This window comes from Rhizobium altiplani (genome assembly GCF_001542405.1).
In the GTDB taxonomy this organism is placed as follows: domain Bacteria; phylum Pseudomonadota; class Alphaproteobacteria; order Rhizobiales; family Rhizobiaceae; genus Rhizobium; species Rhizobium altiplani.
Genome location: NZ_LNCD01000042.1, coordinates 166558 through 184654 on the forward strand (window position 1 = coordinate 166558; position 18097 = coordinate 184654).

The following is an 18097-nucleotide window of genomic DNA, read 5'->3' on the forward strand; positions in this document are numbered from 1 at the left end:
GGGCCGGTCCCTGTCTCGAATGCGTGGGAAGGACGGTGAAGAGCCTGGCCTGGGAGACAGCAGACCCTTCACCAAAGGCGTGGCCCGGAGGAAGGGCTCCGTGCGTGGCCATGGCTCAAACCTCTCAATCGCAAAAAGGTTCCGTCGGACGTGAAAAATTGTCAGCAGTCGACTGCACTCCCCGCCATAAAAGGGTTTCTTCAGCAGCCCGCTCCCCCGCGATTTCAGCCTTGACCTGCACCATTAGCCTTCGGCTCATGTTGATCTGGTCGTCCCCGCTGTTCGGTTCCACAAGTAGGGCTGCCTGGCGCGGCATCGCTGGAGTATCGTGTGGGGAAAAGCACCCACATGGTTGACGCTACTCACCGTTGCGGTCGATCAAATGACGTCATTAAAGGTTTGCCGAAACCAGCAACTTTCAATATCGCCTACATGTTTATGCAGCATAAAACTGTATTTATCGGCCGTGCTTTCGATAAATCGCGCAACAAAAGATGTCTTTTTATCCCTTGACTTAGTAATTTAAATTCCAAACTATAAGCACGGTTCCAGCTTACTTCACTGATGTCCGGAGGCGATGTCGTATTACATCGGGACACATGCAGTAACTCCGAACTAAGCCTGGGAGGAAGTTTCGTCTTAATCGAGGAACTTTCATGGCACCGATTAAGAGCCGGGTTTCGGCTATTTGCGCATCTCCGGGACTGCCCGACGTCATAGGTTCAAGTTTGTTAGGAGATTCCTCGATGTGTTTCGTTGACACGAAACGCAAGGAGGAATCATTGGTCGATTTCATCGGTCGAACCCTCCCCACTGTTGTCATCTGCGAAGTGGCAAATGACGCTGACCTTGCAGTCGGCAGGGCCGTGCGTCGGCTGTCAAATGCCGAGCGGGATAGCTCGTTCAAGGTCATCTACGCGGTGGATCCCCTGATCGCGCGCCGGATCGACGAAATCTACGTCGATGGCATGCTGAACATCGTCTTCACCACCGACGACGATCAGCAGATCTATAAGGCGATATCGCTTGTTGCGCAGGGTGGCCACTACATCAGCGCGGCTGTCTTCAACAGCTTGTCGGCGCTCGATATTCGCAGTTTTCATTCCCTGATCAATAGCGCACCCGAGAGGATCGAGCGTCTTTCCGAGGGCAATCTCAGCGCCAGAGAGGAAATCGTGCTGAAGCTTTTTGCATACGGATTCAGCACGAAGGAAATTGCCGCCGAAATCCATGTGAGCACCAAAACAGTCGAGACATACAAGGCACGCGGAGCCGACAAGCTCAGCCTTTCCAGCCGGGCATCCATAGTAAAATATGGCGCATCGAGAGGCTGGTTCGACATATACAATACTTAAATCGCGCGCGTAATTAGAACGTACTATAGATTCTTCCGTCTATTCTACGGATCAATACAATTGTGCCTAAATATAAAATCGCCTTTTCGCATTTTCCCTACATTTATTCTGTTTTTCCCGACTTCATTTCTTCTGTCGCGGGCATAACATTCTCCTGCGCCTGACGAGACTCGAGACTTGCCTAAAAAGCAGACGCTGCCGGATTCCGCAGCGAGAGTTTCTAGTAATCGTAAAACGGGGACATGACATGTCGAGAATAAGCATTATTGGCATCGGATATGTCGGTGCCGTTTCGGCTGCCTGTCTCGCGGAGGACGGTCACACTGTTGTCGCGGTTGACACCGATCCCTCGAAAGTGGCCAAACTCAATGCGGGTGAGCCGCCAATTGTCGAAGCTGGACTGGCGACGCTGCTGGCCCGAAACGTTAACCGTGGACGGCTCTCGGCCACGACCGATGTTTGCGCGGCAGTGGCCAATACTGACATAACTTTCATCTGTGTGGGCACACCCAGCGCCGCCGAGGGCTCCGTTGAGCTCAACTATGTCAAGCAGGCGTGCAGCGATGTTGCCGGTGCCTTGCGCACAAAGAACTCATTCCACTCCGTTGTCCTGCGGTCCACGATTGTCCCAGGGACAATGGAAGAGACCTGCATACCGATCCTCGAGATGGTTTCGGGCCTGACGGCAGGAAGGGATTTCGGGGTTGGCTATTATCCTGAATTCCTCCGTGAAGGTACTGCCATAGATGACAACTACAATCCGGGCCTTATCGTTTTTGCCGCCCTCGACTCCAGGACTGAAAACGTCCTGCGCGACCTGAACGCTAGGCTTTCCTGTGCATGCAGCGTCGTGCCGCTGTCGACCGCGGAAATGATCAAATATACGAGCAATTCGTGGCGCGCGGCCAAGATCACTTTCGCAAACGAAATCGGCAATATCGCCAAGAGCTGTGGGATCGACGGCCAGTTGGTCATGAAGGTTCTCTGCTCCGACGACAAGGTGAGCATGTCGCCCTATTTCATGCGACCGGGGTTTGCTTTTGGCGGTTCCTGCCTGCCAAAGGATGTGCGCGCGCTGCGTCATGTCGCGCATAAAGGCGGTGTTGCGACGCCAATGCTGGATTCGGTCCTTGAGGCAAACACTCGCCAAATCGAAAGAGCCGAGAATCTCGTCCACAACAGCGGTGGCAGATCCGTCGGAATGGTCGGAATAAGCTTCAAGGCAGGGACGGACGATCTGCGGGAGAGCCCGCTTGCCGAGCTCGCATCACGACTGATTTCCAAGGGCTTCGGCCTAAAGGTCTACGACCCGAGCGTCCGTGTTGCCTATCAGAGCGAGCTTGGTGGATCCGGGCGCGGCGACGGCAAGGTTCCCGACCTTAAGGAACGACTGGTTGCCAGGATCGAAGAACTGATCGACGAAGCCGACGTCCTTTTGGTCGGCAATCGCTATGAAGAGACGATCGAGCCATTGGCAAGAGCTGCTGTGGCCAAAAGTCTTGTCGACCTCACGCGCCTCAGGCCGGATTTGCGCTCTGGCGGCTTCTACGAGGGTATTTGCTGGTAGGAGAGACCCGTATGCCTGTGCTTGGTCACATCCTCTACATGCTAGTGTTCGTGAGTATCGCGATTGCCGTACCGACCCACCGGCTCGCGGAGAATGCCGGCCTGGCGCTGACAATCGGCACACTGGGTATCTGGCGCTATGGCTGGGGTGCTGTGAATTTCGCAAGGGCGAAGCTCTTCATTCACTTCGCGCATCCGGCCCGACGAGCAGCTGCAGTCAAGGAATACGAGGCAAGAAACCGACCGGCTCACGCCTTCTTTGTCGTCACGACCTACAAGGTTGATGTCGCGGTGACAGTGCGTGTCTACCGTGCGATTTTTCGGGCTGCAGCCGCATCCCGGGGCGGCGCCACTGTCGTTGCCTCTGTCGTGGACGTCGCTGACGAGCGTTTGGTTCGGCGAATCTTTTCGTTGATGCCACAAAACGCGAGAGGCGTTCATCTGATCGTTGATCGGATACCGGCGACCGGCAAGCGCGATGCCTTAGCTGCTTCCTTGCGTATCCTTTCGAGGCAATGCCCCACATACGATGACATTGTGGTCTTCGTCGACGGTGACAGCTGCCCACCGGAAGATGTTGTGGAGGCATGCGCGCCCTTCTTCGTTGATCACCGCCTGGGCGCTGTTACGACCGACGAAGATTGTGAAATCAGCGATTCAAGGCTCTTTCGCGACTGGTTCAATCTGCGCTTCACGCAGCGCCATATGATGATGTCTTCGATGGGGCTATCAAGGCGCGTTCTGACCCTGACCGGACGCCTGTCGATATTCCGTGCGTCTCTCGCCTGCAATGCCGATTTTATCGAGAGCATTCAGTTCGATTCGCTTGAGCACTGGCGTCTTGGCAAGGTTCCCTTTGTCACGGGTGACGACAAGTCGACGTGGTTCTGGCTGTTGAAGAACGGCTATGAAATGGCCTACCTGCCCGACGTTCGCTCTGTTTCGATGGAAAGCCAGCCGAAGCCGGGGTTTGTGGGTTCCGCTGTGGCATTGATGCTGCGCTGGTTTGGCAACATGCTGCGAACCAATGGCCGAGCATTGGCTCTTGGGCCAAGACGCATCGGCTTGTTCACCTGGTGGTCGCTTCTGGACCAGCGCATCTCCATGTGGACGACCCTCTTCGGCCCGGTAGCGGTGCTCATGTCGACACTCTTCGTCAGTCCGCTCGTCCTGCCGATCTATGTCGCGTGGGTCATGTTCACGCGGTACATAAACTGCTGCCTGCTGGCGACATTCCGACCGTCCTTCCCGATATCCTATCCGTTTCTTCTCTATTTCAGCCAGATCTGTGGGGCGCTCGTCAAAAGCTTCGTGTTTTTTCGTCTCGATCGACAGAGATGGACACGTCAAACGGCCGAAGCCTCACACCGCATTCCATCCGCCTCCGAGCGCCTTCGCGGGCTCTCGTCGACCTACGTGCACATCCTCGCAAGCGGGTGGCTGTTGTTCGCTGCCTTTATGATTTCAAGCGCCAAGATCTGATTTGGAGTTTCTCATGACGACATTTGATCAACGTGAACACACTGATAGCCCGCCGCCAACAGACGCGGAACGCGACAGCTTGCTCGATTTTGCCGATGGCAACGAACATCCGCGCGTCAAACTGCCCTTCTCGGTGACCATCGACGGGCGATCATATGAGGGATCCGCTCTGTCCATGGTCGCGGCCCGCGTGACTGGAATCGTCGGAGCAAATTGGCCGGGCGCCCACAAATTGGCGATCTTACGCTTCAATTTTGGGAGCTTCTGGATGTCTCTTCCAATCGACGTGACGGTTTCTGCTGCTGACAGCAAGACCGGAGCAGTTACGCTTCGCTATCGCGATCCGACCGGCCAACATATGCCGCAACTGCGTTACATCCTGAATTCCTGGCTTGCTGGCGACCACGTCGACGTTAATGGGATGCTGGTGGCCGAAAGCAGTCTGCCGAAAGGCAAAAATACCGCACACAAGGTCGCCCAGTCTGGCTCATCGCGCCTTTCGAAATTGCTCGGCACATGCGTCGTCGCAGCCGCGTCGGCCGCGCTATTTGTCTTTGCAGCATCGGTGCTCAGTGACCGACTTTTCGTGACGGACGTCGAGGCGCCGGCCATCGCTTACAGGCAGGGTTCGACGATGACCGCAACAACGGGCGGTCAGCTTGATTTTATCGACACTCATGCCGCAGTCGGCAAGCCCGCATATTCGATCCTTGCGTCAACCGGCGTTGCGGTAACGGCTACGATGCCTTGCGACTGCGATGTTGAGACAGCCGGCCTTGCGAAGGGTGGGACCGTGATTGCCGGTCAGCCGGTTCTCTTCGTCAGCGAGCCGGGAGCGCCGATGATCGTTCGTACGGCCTTCACGGGCTCCGACTTCCGCCATGTTGCGAACGGCGCGAAAGTGACGATTGGAACCGCCGATGGCGGCTCCGTTCCTGCGAAGGTCGAAGTTGATCGCGAAGCCATTGGCGATGGCCAATCGGCATCGGTAGCTCTGGTTCCACTGCAACCCGTGTCCGGACTGCAGCCAGGATCACCTGTTGCCGTCCGTCTAGACGCTACCCCGCAATGGCTGCGAACCATTCGCAGCGGCATCTCGTTTGCGGCCGAGCAAACCGTAGGAGGTGCACAATGAAGCACATACATCCCCTTATTCTCTGCGGCGGCTCCGGGACGCGTCTCTGGCCGCTGTCCAGGGCTCATCAGCCGAAGCAGTTTCAGCCCATTAACGGCGACGGCACGCTGACGTTCTTTCAAAGCACCGTTCAGCGCCATCGCACGCAAATGTTTTCTGATCCGATCGTGTGTGTGAATGCGCGACACGTTGAAACAGTGGGCCGTCAGCTTCGTGAAATACAGTGCAAAGCCAGCATCCTCACGGAGCCGGTAACTCGAAACACCGGGCCGGCCGTTCTTGCCGCGGCGCTTTACCTTATGGCAGCCGAGCCTGATGCCGTTCTCATTGTCCTCCCTTCCGATCACGTGATTCAGGGCGACCTGAACCGTGTCATCGCGCGGATGCACCGTGCGGCTTTCGATGGAATGATCGTGACGTTCGGTATCCATCCGACCTATGCGGAAAAGGGATACGGCTACATCATGGATGGCGGCGAGTTTGACGATTATCCCGGCCTTCACAGGGTTGAACGCTTTATCGAAAAGCCGAGCGTCAATGTTGCCCAGTCGCTGATTGACACCGGCTTTGCGTACTGGGCTTCCGGTATCAGCATGTTCCGGGCCGATAAACTTGTCGATGAATATCGACGGTACGACCCAGCCACACTTGAAGCAGTCACCCGCGCATTGACGGCGGCTTCGCCGTTGGCCGCGGAAACCGGGCTGCTTCTGGAGGAGCATTTCTTTGCGCAGGCCGTCAGCCAGCCGACGGAAATGGCTGTGTTCGAAAAATGCAGGGATATCGCGCTGGCCCCAACTGTAATCGAATGGGACGACGTAGGAGGATGGACCTCCGTCCATTCGATCGGGTTGAAGAACGAGAGCGGCAACGTCACATCGGGCGATGTTGTCTTGCTGGACACCCGCGGCTCTCTGGTTCGCGGCAGTGATCGCCTCGTTGCCGTCGTTGGCATGAATGACGTCGTCGTCGTTGATACCGATGACGCCCTGCTGGTCACCAACAGGGCCAGTGCGCAGGACGTCAAGAAGATCGTTGAACATCTCGTTGCGCTCAAGCGGCGCGAAGCAGAAAGCCACCGCAGTCAGGTCACGGAATGGGGCGGCATGAAGACCATGCAGGCGGGTGCGGGATTTGCCATGGACCTGCTGACGGTTGATCCAGGAAAGCAGGTGACCCTGATTGGGGAAGAAGGCGTGTCGCGGGTGCTCGTGGTGATCCGCGGCAGCGTCAGCGTGAATGGCAACCGGTCTCAGGAACAGCTCACCGCCGGCCTGTCGGCGATGATCGATTCGGCAACGAGCGTAACGCTTTTCAACACTGCAGATGGTGCCGCGGAAATCGTCGAGATCAGCTGTGGAACGGTGATCGCCGGCGTCGTCGCGCCATCTCTGACACAGTTCGCAACCGGGGTGAGGATGGCCGACTATGCCTAGCTGGTTGAGGGTAGCCTCCCTGGTCGGTGCGATAGCAGTTGCAACGTCGTCATCGGCGACGGAGGGCGGACCTGCACAGAAGCAGCAACCGCTCCTGGCCCTGGTAAAGGACGCCCGTGACCTCTCCGTCGCGGCGCCTGATGTCTTCCAGCGCGCTGCGGCCTTTGGCGAGGTTCACGCGCTCCCATCACTCAAACAGCCAGACAGCGTCCCTGCTTCAAGTCGCCAGAAGAGGATCAGCCGATCTGCCGTCGACATTCTTGTGCGCCGCATCGGTCCATCAGCCGGCGCCGGTTTCATGGAGACGGTTCTGGCTGCGCAACCGCCTGAGGGGATCGGTGCGATCGTCATCGAGAGCGGCTCGTTCCGGCTTGGCGATGTCAGGCGTGAACTGGACGCGCTCGGCCACGCCGGACATCTCGAGGCAGCGCCTGGTGGATACATTGCACACACGCCAATCTTCATCTGGAATGGCGCAGAGTTGAAGATAACGCCCGGCGAAATTCTCAGGATGGACAATGCCAAGGGCGCGTTCATGGTGAACGCCGGTTCGCTCACGGTTGATCATGCAACATTGCAAGGCATAGGCCGGAGCGCGTCGACATTTCGGGCCTTCGTCCTGACCACCTTCGGCGGCACCACGACAATTGATCGCAGCAATCTCGTCAGCCTTGGCTTCGACACGTCAGCTGAAACTGCGGGCATTGCATTTGCCCGACAGCAATTTGCGAACGCCGCCAGGCCTTCGATCGTGCAAGGCAGTCTCTTCCAGGATGTCGCGGGCCTCAGCCTGATCGACGTCAACGGCTTGAATATTCTGGGCAATCGCTTCATTGACAGCCCAACGACGGCAATCATCCTGAGAGCTGCGCGCGACGTGCACATCGCCGGCAATATTATCGTCGGCGACCGCGGCTCGCATGGCATCAAGGTGATGAGCAGTTCGAGCGGCGTCACGATCAATGACAATCTCGTCGTGGGCGGTGCGGGCAACGGAATTTTTGTGACCGACGGCGCGACGTCGGTTACGATCTCCAACAATATCGTTGCCCTGTCGGCACTGACCGGCATCGGTGTTGATACTGCAGCCTGCGTCACCGTGCAGCAAAACGCCGTCATCAACAATGGTTCCAAGGGCGTTGCGATACGAACGGCGCTTCACAGCCACGTTCGTCAAAATCACCTCGTAGGCAATGGCTTTGCAGGCCTTTCGGTCGACGACCAGTATCACGGCATGCCGCTCGAAGTATCCCGCAATGCGTTCAGAGAAAATCGAGCGGGCCTGGCTGGGTCAGGGGTCGGATCCGTGGTTCTGGTGGGAAATGATTTCGACAGGCAAATGCCGCGCCTCGGCGTCGGTGAATTTGCCGGTAGCGTCGGCCAGTTGCTGGCTTTCGACGCGTCAAGGCAGCCTGGCGAATTTCGCCTTGCGGGAAAAACAATCGACAACCAGCCAGCTCTCGCAGCGTTTTCCGCTGTCGACCTTGCTGCCTGCGCAGGAAAGAGGGGATGAATCAAAATGGTATTCTCCTCCGAAGTCTTCCTGTTTCTCTTTCTGCCAGTTTTCCTGGCGGTCTATTATTTGACGCCCATGCGGGGCCGCTCCGTCACGATCCTTTTGGGATCCTATGTCTTCTACGCGTGGTGGCGTATGGACTTCCTTCTTCTTTTGTTCGGAACGACCGTCTGGGTTTACACCTTTGCGATCCTGGTCGAGCGCAATCTCGGTAGCCGCTACGCCAAGCTCTTCCTAACCGTTGGAATTGTCGGGTGCCTGGCTGTGCTCGGCACCTTCAAGTACCTGAATTTCTTTATCGACAGCTTCGCCGAGTTGATGGGAACCGATGCGCACGGCCTTGGCGTTCACTGGCGCCTCATCCTTCCGATCGGCATCTCTTTCTATATCTTCCAGTCGATCAGCTATCTGGTCGATGTCTATCGGGGTGACACGCCTGCAACCCGCAATTTCATCGACCTGGCCGCATATAAGGCACTCTTTCCGCAGCTGATAGCAGGCCCCATCTTGCGCTTCAGGGATCTCGCGGGTCAGTTTCAGTCGAGGCAGCATACGCTCGAGAAGTTCACCGACGGCACGTCGCTCTTCGTCATAGGCCTTGCAAAAAAGGTGCTGCTTGCAGATCCCATCGCGCCCATTGCGAACACCGTTTTTGCAAGCTCGCATCCGACCATGGCCGAGGCCTGGCTTGGCGCGATCGCTTACGCGATGCAGCTGTATTTCGACTTTTCGGGATATAGCGACATGGCAATCGGCCTCGGGCTGATGATCGGTTTCCAGTTTAGACCAAACTTTGACAACCCCTACATCAGCCGCAGCATAACCGAATTCTGGCGTCGCTGGCACATCAGTCTGTCGAGCTGGCTTCGTGACTACCTTTACATTCCGTTGGGCGGCAGTCGGCTCGGCCCGACGCGCACCTATGTCAATCTGGTTCTCGTCATGCTGCTTGGCGGCCTGTGGCATGGAGCAAACTGGACGTTCGTGCTTTGGGGTGGATGGCACGGCGGATGGCTTGCGCTTGAGCGTGCGACTGGCTGGAACAGGATCGCCGACACCAGGTGGATCTCCTTGCCAGGGACCTTGCTTGTCGTGTTGCTAGGTTGGGTGATGTTTCGCGCCGACAGCGTGGCCGATGCTTTTGCCCTTTATGGCGGCATGCTCGGTCAAAACGGGCTGGGAATTCGTGCCGACACGCTTCTCGATATCACGCATGAGGCAATGTTGACGCTCGCCGTTGCGTGTTTCGTGGTGGCCATCGAGCCGATGATGGGATCGCTCAGGCAGACAAACATTGCAGCACCGGCAGGTGACGGCGCCGCCGTGATGCGCCAGCCGATCGTCATGCCGCTGCTGCTTTCCTTGCTCGCCACGGTCACCATTCTGAAGCTCGCGGAATCCAGCCAGACTCCCTTCCTCTATTTTCAGTTCTGAGGGTGGTGCCATGTTTGAACGCGCAATACCGATTACAAAATTCCTGCTTCCCGCCTTGCTGTTCGGCTATGCGGCCTTCGCCAATGTCGACATCCGAGATAAGATTGCCGGCGCCTTTTCACGGCTGCCAACCGATGGCGGCTCTCTGAGCCACGGCATGCTCGGAGACGGGCTCGACGCGCTCTACAAGACTGAGCTTCCCCACCGGGAACTCGCGTTCGATCTGATCGGTGCAGCCAGGTACATGGTCCTTGGGGAGGGCCGCCGCGGCGTTATCGTCGGAAAGGAGGGTTGGCTGTTCTCGGACGAGGAATTTCGCGGTGCCGCGAGCGCTGAAGCCGGTATTAACGACGCCACAAGGGAAATAGCCAAGATCGCGGCGACGTTGCGCACACACGGCGTACGCCTGATTGTTGTTCCGCTTCCAGCCAAGAACGATGTCTATCGCGAGCACCTTGCAGATCCTCGTTACGCCGAGATTTCCCGGGATCGCTATCTGGACTTCACGCGAGCGATGGCTTCGGCGAATATCGAGTTTGTGGACGCAAGAGCGGCGCTGCTTGAGATGAAGTCGAGGGGATCTGTTTTTCTGAAGACCGACACGCATTGGACGCCGCTTGGTGCCAAGGCCGTCGCCGACGCTACCGGGGCCAGGGCGGGTGTTTCCCCCATGGCGCAATATGCACTGAATGATGCCCCAGCCGAGGACGTGCGGGGCGACCTGGTCAAATTCGTCACCGGCAGGGCGCTTGCGGCTGCGATCGGGCTGGCAGATGAAAGCATCACGCCGCAAACAGCGTCGCAAACCGGGTCCGACGCGCTAAATGACATTCTGGCAGACGAGAGCTTTCCAACGGTTCTGGTCGGGACAAGTTACAGTGCCAACGAGGCTTGGTCATTCGCTTCTTATCTTGAAGCGGCACTGGGGTCGAACGTCCTCAATGTCGCCGAGGTCGGTCGAGGACCGGTTTTTCCAATGCACAAGTTCTTGTCCAACGCAAACGGCACGAGTTGGCCAGGGACCGTCATATGGGAATTTCCGATCCGCTACTTGACCGATCCGGCGTTGTGGAAGTCGGACGATCTCAAGACGAAGGAGTAACAGGATGCTCAGGACCGCGAGTCTGATCGCTCTTGGCATCGCGATTTCAGTCGCTGGCAGCGACGCTCGCGCGGTTACCCAGTCGGGCGCCGTTTCTCAACCCAAGGACACCAAGGTCGAGACCAGGAAATCGAAAGCCGACGAACGGCGTTATCGACGCGGATTTAATCAGGGAGTAACGCGCACCGATCAGCTCAACAGCGCCCAGCTTCAGGGAATTCGCAAGCGCATGATAGGCCACCGAAAAGTGTCCTACAGGGAGCTTCAATTATTGGCGGATCGTGGCGATGGCCTGGCGGCGCTTTACGTCGCAAAGCGGCTCTCGACAAATCCCGCCCATAACGCGGATACCATCCACTACTATACAATCGCCTGCACAACCGGCAGGGCGGGTGCGGTTGCGCCGCTCGCAAGACAGCTCAAGAGCGCCAGCGATGGTGTCAGCAAGGTCCGCCTTGACCAGGCAGAGGCGACACTGCGTCAGCACGCCGCGCGCAGGAACCCCGTCGCAATCGACGCGCTTGTCAAATTCTATGCCAGCGGGGAGCCGTTCGGTACCAAACCGCAGGAAGCCGAACGACTGCGACGCGAGGCCGCAAAGGGTGGCGACAGCAAAGTCGCGCTTGATCTAGCCATCGCGATGATCTCGGAAGGCCTGCTGGACGACGACGAAAAATCCGAGGCGCGCAGATATCTGGCAATCGCCGAAAAGTCACCGGAACTCAGTGTCAAGACCGTGGCCGCGGCGGTGCTCCGCCAGCTCGACGCAGCGCCGGTCAACCCGATCGAGGTAAGTCAATGAGGCATCCTTCGACAAAATCGTCGCGGTGGCCCTGCGCTGCCCTGTGCGCACTGGGCGTCTTGGTGCTCTCCCATACCGCCAGAGCGGAATCAAACTTCGGCTGTGCGAACCTCGAGACCGATAAGCAACTGAGCGTCGTTGAAGGCAGGCAGGGATATTTTTATCGAACGATCGCGGATCTGAGAATGGAGCAGCAGCTTTCCGAGCACACGGCCAGCCAGATGGCCGCACTCTCGGAGGCTCTGGAAGCTGGAGGAACGACGCTCGTTTACGTACCAATTCCGACAAAAAGCCTGGTGATGCCCGACTATCTGCCGCGGGAGGCCGGTGATTATGGTTTTGACTACGCCGTGGCAAAGCGTGTCTATGACGATGTCATCAAGCGCCTTCGCGATCACGGGGTGGTAACGGTCGATGTTCTCGGTGCGATGAAGCGCGCAGGAGGCAAGGAACCGCCGTTCTTTCAAGCGGACTTTCACTGGACCTCTTCCGGAGCTCGCGCGGCGGCACATGAGATTGCGGCCGTGATCCAGCAACTTCCGGGCATTGATGATCTCGCGAAGGCTTCATTCGAGACCAAGCCCGCAGGGCGGCAGGCGATCATCTCAACGATGCGCCGCCTGCTGCAGGCAAATTGCAGACAGGCCCTGCCGTTGCCGGAAACCGATGCGTTTACGACGACAGAGGTGGCCGCCGGGGATGCCGGACTCGATATCTTTGGAGACGGCGCCTCGAAGGGCGCGGTAGCGTTGGTGGGGACGAGTTACTCGGATCTGGCGGCATCCAACTTTGCGGGCTTCCTCTCGCAAGAGCTCTCCTCCCCGGTTACGAATTATTCGATCTCGGGCGGCAACCAGTTCGGATCAATTACATCCTATCTGACCTCGAAAACCTTCGCGGAGTCGCGACCGCGCTTTCTCATCTGGGAAAACCCGATCTACAATAGTCTTGGAAAATTTGGCGATGCGCCCCTGATCGAGTTGAGGACGGCGGCTGGCCAAAGTTGCCACGAGATCGAGCGCGACGAGATTTCAACCGTTGGCGCCAGTACTCTCGAAATTGCCCTTCAGGATGGCGGCAAAATCCCGGATTCGGCAGTAATATACGTCTATTCCGGCGATGACCGCAGTCGACAGGCGACACTGCGCTTCCGATTGAATGACGGCCACATGTTCGAGAGCAGCATTCGACGTACGGATCGGATGATCTCCACCGGGCGTTATTATTTTCCTGTTCGCTACTTCGGAGTGCAAGCGTCGAAAAAAATAAACCTTGAGTTTGATCATATGTCGGCGAAGGAAGTGTCGGTCGGCATCTGCAACACAAGAGGAGGATAATCTGATGGGTAGGGCTCGTGCCTTTGGAATATTCGCCGCGGGAACTCTTCTGGTTGCCTCAATCCATTCAGCGGGGCTAGCCCAGGACTCTGGCCTCTACGGCAAGCCGATGGATCCGAATTCCTCCTTCATTCGAGTTCTTGACGCAACTGCCTCGTCAGCAATCATTGCGGGGGCATCGATCGAGCATTTTAGCGACGGCGTCTCACCATATGTCAATGTGAAGCCGGGCGAAGTCGAGATGTCCCTGGGGGCCAAGACAGCCACGGTGACGGCGGAACCCGGAAAATACTACACCTACGCCGCCCTGGCAGATGGGCAGACGAAGCTTTACACGGATGCGGTCAAGGACGATCCGTCGAAGGCACAGGTCTATCTCTACAATCTAAGCGATTTGAAAGCGGTGGATCTCGTGGTCCCGGCGGCCAAGGCGACCGCACTGAAGGCCGTGGCGCAGGGGGACGCTCAAAGCGTATCGCTGAGAGCCCCACTGAGCTTGAGCTTTGCCATCCAGGAAGGCGGGAAGACGGTAGCGGAAACCGGCAAGGTCGACCTCAAGAGGCGCTCGGGCTTCACGATCGTTCTTTCCGGCAGCGCCGGCAAGTACCGCGTCATCGCATTAGAAAACTACCTGAACCAATAGGAGATCCAATCGTGACCGGGCGTTTGCGTTTCTCAGTTCTACGGATCAGCCGTCTCAGCGTGGCAGCGGGCGTGTTTGCCGTTTTTGGGGCCGCATCCGCTGCTGCAAAGCCGGTCGCCGTTGAGTTTCTGCCTCCGGCGATCGAGTTGAAACCCATTTGCGAACAGCGCTCCCAAGACAGCGACGTCGTCGGTCGCTGGCTTGCCTGGGACAAAAAGGCGCTTCCGAAGCAACAGGCCTGGCTTGTTCTGAGGGAGGCTCAGCGCCTGCGCGACATTGACCCGCAACAGTATTTTCCGATCATAAAACGAATGATCGAACTTCTGCCTACGATCGATCCCGGAATGAAGCCAGACGATGTCGCCGCTGAAGAGATTACACTCTATCTGCGGGCCGGAAAGACTGACGAGCTGCGTCAGAGCAAGATGGTTGAACAGCTGATCAATCGCGGAGAGGCGAACACACCCAAGAGCCTCTATCTTGCTGCTGAACTCATGCTTGATGGTGTAAGCACGAAGCAGGATGAGAAGAAGGCCCTTTCCTATCTCGTGTCAGCCGCCTACGGCGGCAACCCCAACGCGCTTCTGGAGCTCGCCAAGAGAAATCTCGAGGGTCAGCAGATCCAGGGCTGGAGCGTCGATCCGTCGCTGGCCGTAACGATGGCCTTTGGCGCGATGGTTGGCAAGCTCGACAACGGAATATGCGACCGCGTCACGCGGATCGCGCGGGAGTACGAAAAGGGAGAAGTGGTCGCCGCGGATCGCCGTATTTCTGAGGCGTGGTTGCGGTTTGCGGCCGATCTTGGAGATGGAAACGCAGCCTGGAATGTTGCCCGTTACCACCTCGATAGCTCCGAGATTACCAAGGACAACAATCTACTGATCCACTATCTCCAATTTGCCGCAGACAAGGGCGTGGTTGCTGCGCAGTCTGAACTCGGGCACCTCTATGAGGTTGGGGCGATTGTTCCAAGGGATCTGGCCAAGTCCGAGTATTACTATCAGCTTGCTGTTGCAGCCGGCCACCGAAACAGCCTGATCAAACTCGCAAACCTTTACGAAGACTCCGATCATGAAGGGGGGCGCGAAAAATACCGCCACGCATTGAATGAACTCGCGGCACTCCCAGACCCACCGGGCTGGGCTTTTGCAAAGCTTGGCAATCTCGCTATCGATGACAGCGGCTACTGGCGGGCAGAGAAAACGGCGACCGAGTTGTTCGAAAAGGGCGCCCAGCTCCGGGATGCCACATCAATCCGCAGTTTGGCTCTGATCCGTCTTCAACACAGTGCGACCGACGGTCAGTTCGACGATGGCATAAATCTGCTCCTCGAATTGCTTGATAGCTATGGCCGGACGGACACAATGGCCGACCTTCGAGATGCCTACCTTTGCCATGCCCCTGAAGGACCGCAGATTGAAAAGGCAAAATACTGGTCGGTGAATGCAAAAGAGGCGCTCAATGCCGGGTGGTCTGTCAAGACCATTGAAGATCTTGTCGAGCGTCCCAGCACTGCCGAAACGGCGAGCCTGCAGTCCGGCGCCTTGAACGGGCAATCGAATTTCATCGCGGGGTATCTCTGGTATCTCAAGATGTCGAAGGCTACCCCGGAGGCGATCGGCGAATGGGAAAAACGCGTTGCGCAAAATCCCGACGCGAAGACCGCCTACGCAGTTCTAATGCTGGAGGCGGACGACGGCGCAGACAACAAGAAGGCTGCCTTGAAAATGCTGCTGGAAGCGGCGCAAGCCGGCGGCCGGGGTGCAAAGACGGCCGCCGCCGATCTTATCCTGACCTCTCTTGGTCAAGACGCGAAACTGGTTAAGACGGCGGGAGATTTCCTTCATGCCGAAGCGGCAGGCGGATCGGGAGCCGCCATGCAGCTACTTGCAACAAAGTCGGGCCCGTCGACATCGGCTGCCGACGTCTACCGGGAGTATAGCGACGCTATCGAAGCTCGCGGTGATACGGAGGCAATGATCTTTGCGGCCGGACAGGTTTCCGACGTCGAACAAAAGCGGAGCTATCTTGCCCGGGCGGCGGGTAGAATCGATTGCTCCTTCGATTCGGCACTTTCCATGGCCAGCGCCTATTTCTCCTTCAATCAGGCGGCGGACGCCGTCAAATGGATGACGGTTGCAGAGGCGTTTTCTGCAGGAAAGCCGTGGAGATCAAGACTGCTCGGCGAGACGTTCCAGCGGATCCCACAGCCCGATATGCAGACCAATGCCATGCGGCTGTTTGAGGTCGCGGCCTTGGGCGGCGACGCAAAGGCCCAGCAGTATCTGCTGAAGGCCTACCTGGACGCCGCGGGCGCCAATTACTCCCAGGAAAAGGCGGTCGACCTGATGGTGGCGACGATCAGCAAGGCTTCGCCTGCGCAGATTCTTGACAGCTTGTCGCGGCTTGAGCGATCACACAAGGCCATACAGCAGCAGGTGTTGGCGCGCGTGAACCTGGCGACACTGTTTCACGATGCAGCCGCAGCCGGCGATCCGGTCGGCATGAGGGAATTTGGCAAGCTCCAGCTTGCCAGGATGGACGGTCCCGAAGACGCGGTGGTCGCCCAGGATATGTTCCAAAAGGCAGCTGGCAAGGGCGATGTCGAAGCGATGGTGCTGCTTTCCAGAAATTACGCGTTCGGTATTGGCACCACCCCATCCCTCTCGCTGGCCAGGACGTGGCTCGAAAAGGCAGCAAGCCTGGGCAACAAGGAGGCCAAGGAAATGCTCGTTGTGATGACAATGAAGGCCAATTGACATGCAGACCATTCGGTTCTGGACACCATGCGAAGGTCACGTCGATCGGCGCCGAAAGTGGCAGTTTCCATCTATCATCATGACAATGGGCCTGCTTGCTGCACCGTCCTACGCGTTGGCGGCCGTAAAGTGCCCCAGCGTCGGAAAGCCTGTGGTCAGCCTGGAGTTGGGCAGCCGATATGAAAGCAATGACAAGTCTCGTTCCGACATCGACGAGAATGCAGATGCGGCCGTCGACAAGGCGTTGAAGCCGATCGACGTCTATGTCAGGAGCCTGGCAAATCTTTCCGACCAGTCGCCGAAGGCTTCGACGCGGGACGAAACGAACCGCTGTTTGTATCGTGCGCTGTCGAGTTGGGCGGATGCCGGCGCACTTTCCGACCTCGGCACGCTCAATGCCAAGCTTGCGATCTCGCCGCGAGTGGCAGGAATGGCAATATCCTACCACGACGCGAAGGCCGTCACGCCGCCCGACGACGAACAGAAGAAGGCGATCGAAACCTGGCTTCAGTCTCTCGGCGTGAAGCTCATGACATTCTTCGACGAAGACGCGCCGAAAATGGCTTCGCGAAACAATTTACGGGCCTGGGCAGGGCTCGCCGTCGGCCAGATCGGCGTTGCGACAGACAATGACCAGCTTTCCAGTTGGGGCGCAAAGACGAATGAGATGGTCATATGCTCGGCAGACGATGACGGCGGACTGCCCTTGGAGATGAAGCGGGGCGACAAGGCGCTCCATTACCAGCTTCATGCGGTGGGTCCTCTTGTCGTCAATGCGGCACTCCTCAATGCGAAGTTCAACGACAGTTTCAGCGTGTGCCAGGGCAAGCTCGACCGGATCGTTGATTTCACGCTGTCCGCACTCCAGAAGCCAGAGCTGGCTGCGGCCAAGGCAGGCACTGAACAGACATTTTCGACTGGCAAGGAAAAACTCGAACCCTTCCAGATCGCATGGCTGGAACCCTATCTGAAGTTTCGGCAAAGTGAGAAAGCGACACGGCTCGCCGAGCGCTACCGGCCGCTATCCAATTCGAACCTCGGCGGAAACTTGACCAGTCAGTATTCCGCGAAGTCGAAAAAATGAGTGCAGGATAGCTGGAACGCCCTGCTTTACCACGACTGACGGCCAAAGGCGGGCTTGCACCCTATCCTCAACAACCAATCAATAGGGAGGTCGCGTTGAAAAAGCACCTGGTATTTGGGATCGCGTTCAGTGCCGTGGCCGCACTCACCTTTAATCCGGTTCTTGCTGCTCCGCCCACTGCCCCGCAACAACAAAGCGGATATGTTGCGCCTGACAGTCAATCCAGGCTCAGTCCGAAGACCTGCGCAAAGCTGATAGCAAAAGCGAAAAACTCAGGCAAAAGCAACGAAATCATATTGAGAAGAAAGATGCGGCTTGAGGCACGAGGCTGCGTTTTCTGACGCCGGCCAGCGTCCATGTTTTCCGCCATCTGCGGTGTGAATATCCAGCGGCCGGCCCCTGTCAGCAAGGCGTTCTGGGGCGCCCGCCGACGCGCAAGCATCCCC

14 protein-coding genes are annotated in these 18097 nt (G+C 57.6%); all 14 read left to right on the forward strand.

The window, feature by feature from the left end:
- The first annotated feature begins 746 nt into the window (after nt 1–746).
- The 14 genes from AS026_RS09335 (at nt 747) to AS026_RS41655 (ending at nt 17992) form a co-directional block, all read left to right on the forward strand.
- The gene (locus AS026_RS09335; RefSeq protein WP_062369506.1) at nt 747–1355 is read left to right on the forward strand and encodes a helix-turn-helix transcriptional regulator; all 609 of its coding nucleotides are present in this window, start codon (nt 747–749) and stop codon (nt 1353–1355) included.
- Between the two features lie 247 nt (nt 1356–1602).
- Complete coding sequence (locus AS026_RS09340) at nt 1603–2922, forward strand: nucleotide sugar dehydrogenase (protein ID WP_062369507.1); 1320 nt, start codon at nt 1603–1605, stop codon at nt 2920–2922.
- 11 nt (nt 2923–2933) lie between these two features.
- On the forward strand, nt 2934–4403 hold the full coding sequence (locus tag AS026_RS09345; protein ID WP_062369508.1) for a glycosyltransferase: 1470 nt from the start codon (nt 2934–2936) through the stop codon (nt 4401–4403).
- 13 nt (nt 4404–4416) lie between these two features.
- Nucleotides 4417–5538: a hypothetical protein gene (locus AS026_RS09350; protein WP_062369509.1), complete on the forward strand. Its 1122-nt coding sequence runs from the start codon at nt 4417–4419 to the stop codon at nt 5536–5538.
- Nucleotides 5535–6974, forward strand: coding sequence for a mannose-1-phosphate guanylyltransferase/mannose-6-phosphate isomerase (locus AS026_RS09355; RefSeq protein ID WP_062369510.1), 1440 nt, complete (start codon nt 5535–5537; stop codon nt 6972–6974). Before AS026_RS09350 ends, AS026_RS09355 begins: the two co-directional genes overlap by 4 nt.
- A complete protein-coding gene (locus AS026_RS09360; RefSeq protein ID WP_062369511.1) occupies nt 6967–8487 on the forward strand; it encodes a right-handed parallel beta-helix repeat-containing protein in 1521 nt (506 codons plus the stop codon). Before AS026_RS09355 ends, AS026_RS09360 begins: the two co-directional genes overlap by 8 nt.
- Nucleotides 8488–8493: 6 nt before the next feature.
- On the forward strand, nt 8494–9924 hold the full coding sequence (locus AS026_RS09365; protein ID WP_062369512.1) for an MBOAT family O-acyltransferase: 1431 nt from the start codon (nt 8494–8496) through the stop codon (nt 9922–9924).
- A gap of 10 nt (nt 9925–9934) precedes the next feature.
- Nucleotides 9935–11026 (forward strand): alginate O-acetyltransferase, encoded by a 1092-nt coding sequence (locus tag AS026_RS09370; protein WP_062369513.1) that lies wholly within the window; start codon nt 9935–9937, stop codon nt 11024–11026.
- A gap of 4 nt (nt 11027–11030) precedes the next feature.
- Entirely contained in the window at nt 11031–11828 is a 798-nt protein-coding gene (locus AS026_RS09375; RefSeq protein WP_062369514.1) for a hypothetical protein, read from the forward strand.
- Nucleotides 11825–13165 (forward strand): alginate O-acetyltransferase AlgX-related protein, encoded by a 1341-nt coding sequence (locus AS026_RS09380; RefSeq protein WP_062369515.1) that lies wholly within the window; start codon nt 11825–11827, stop codon nt 13163–13165. Before AS026_RS09375 ends, AS026_RS09380 begins: the two co-directional genes overlap by 4 nt.
- A gap of 4 nt (nt 13166–13169) precedes the next feature.
- Nucleotides 13170–13808: an alginate O-acetyltransferase AlgF gene (locus AS026_RS09385; RefSeq protein WP_062369516.1), complete on the forward strand. Its 639-nt coding sequence runs from the start codon at nt 13170–13172 to the stop codon at nt 13806–13808.
- A gap of 11 nt (nt 13809–13819) precedes the next feature.
- Nucleotides 13820–16567 carry a tetratricopeptide repeat protein gene (locus tag AS026_RS09390; protein WP_062369517.1) on the forward strand — a complete coding sequence of 916 codons (2748 nt, stop codon included), beginning with the start codon at nt 13820–13822 and terminating at the stop codon, nt 16565–16567.
- A gap of 1 nt (nt 16568) precedes the next feature.
- On the forward strand, nt 16569–17651 hold the full coding sequence (locus AS026_RS09395; RefSeq protein WP_062369518.1) for an alginate lyase family protein: 1083 nt from the start codon (nt 16569–16571) through the stop codon (nt 17649–17651).
- A 95-nt stretch (nt 17652–17746) separates the two neighbouring features.
- Nucleotides 17747–17992 (forward strand): hypothetical protein, encoded by a 246-nt coding sequence (locus AS026_RS41655; RefSeq protein ID WP_131815291.1) that lies wholly within the window; start codon nt 17747–17749, stop codon nt 17990–17992.
- Nucleotides 17993–18097 lie beyond the last annotated feature (105 nt).

What these genes read in the sequence shown, in the direction of transcription:
- AS026_RS09355 (WP_062369510.1), top strand. Translation starts at nt 5,535, where the DNA reads ATGAAGCACATACATCCCCTTATTCTCTGCGGCGGCTCCGGGACGCGT.
- AS026_RS09360 (WP_062369511.1), top strand. Translation starts at nt 6,967, where the DNA reads ATGCCTAGCTGGTTGAGGGTAGCCTCCCTGGTCGGTGCGATAGCAGTT.
- AS026_RS09370 (WP_062369513.1), top strand. Translation starts at nt 9,935, where the DNA reads ATGTTTGAACGCGCAATACCGATTACAAAATTCCTGCTTCCCGCCTTG.
- AS026_RS09335 (WP_062369506.1), top strand. Translation starts at nt 747, where the DNA reads ATGTGTTTCGTTGACACGAAACGCAAGGAGGAATCATTGGTCGATTTC.
- AS026_RS09350 (WP_062369509.1), top strand. Translation starts at nt 4,417, where the DNA reads ATGACGACATTTGATCAACGTGAACACACTGATAGCCCGCCGCCAACA.
- AS026_RS09345 (WP_062369508.1), top strand. Translation starts at nt 2,934, where the DNA reads ATGCCTGTGCTTGGTCACATCCTCTACATGCTAGTGTTCGTGAGTATC.
- AS026_RS09385 (WP_062369516.1), top strand. Translation starts at nt 13,170, where the DNA reads ATGGGTAGGGCTCGTGCCTTTGGAATATTCGCCGCGGGAACTCTTCTG.
- AS026_RS09395 (WP_062369518.1), top strand. Translation starts at nt 16,569, where the DNA reads ATGCAGACCATTCGGTTCTGGACACCATGCGAAGGTCACGTCGATCGG.
- AS026_RS09340 (WP_062369507.1), top strand. Translation starts at nt 1,603, where the DNA reads ATGTCGAGAATAAGCATTATTGGCATCGGATATGTCGGTGCCGTTTCG.
- AS026_RS09375 (WP_062369514.1), top strand. Translation starts at nt 11,031, where the DNA reads ATGCTCAGGACCGCGAGTCTGATCGCTCTTGGCATCGCGATTTCAGTC.
- AS026_RS09365 (WP_062369512.1), top strand. Translation starts at nt 8,494, where the DNA reads ATGGTATTCTCCTCCGAAGTCTTCCTGTTTCTCTTTCTGCCAGTTTTC.
- AS026_RS09380 (WP_062369515.1), top strand. Translation starts at nt 11,825, where the DNA reads ATGAGGCATCCTTCGACAAAATCGTCGCGGTGGCCCTGCGCTGCCCTG.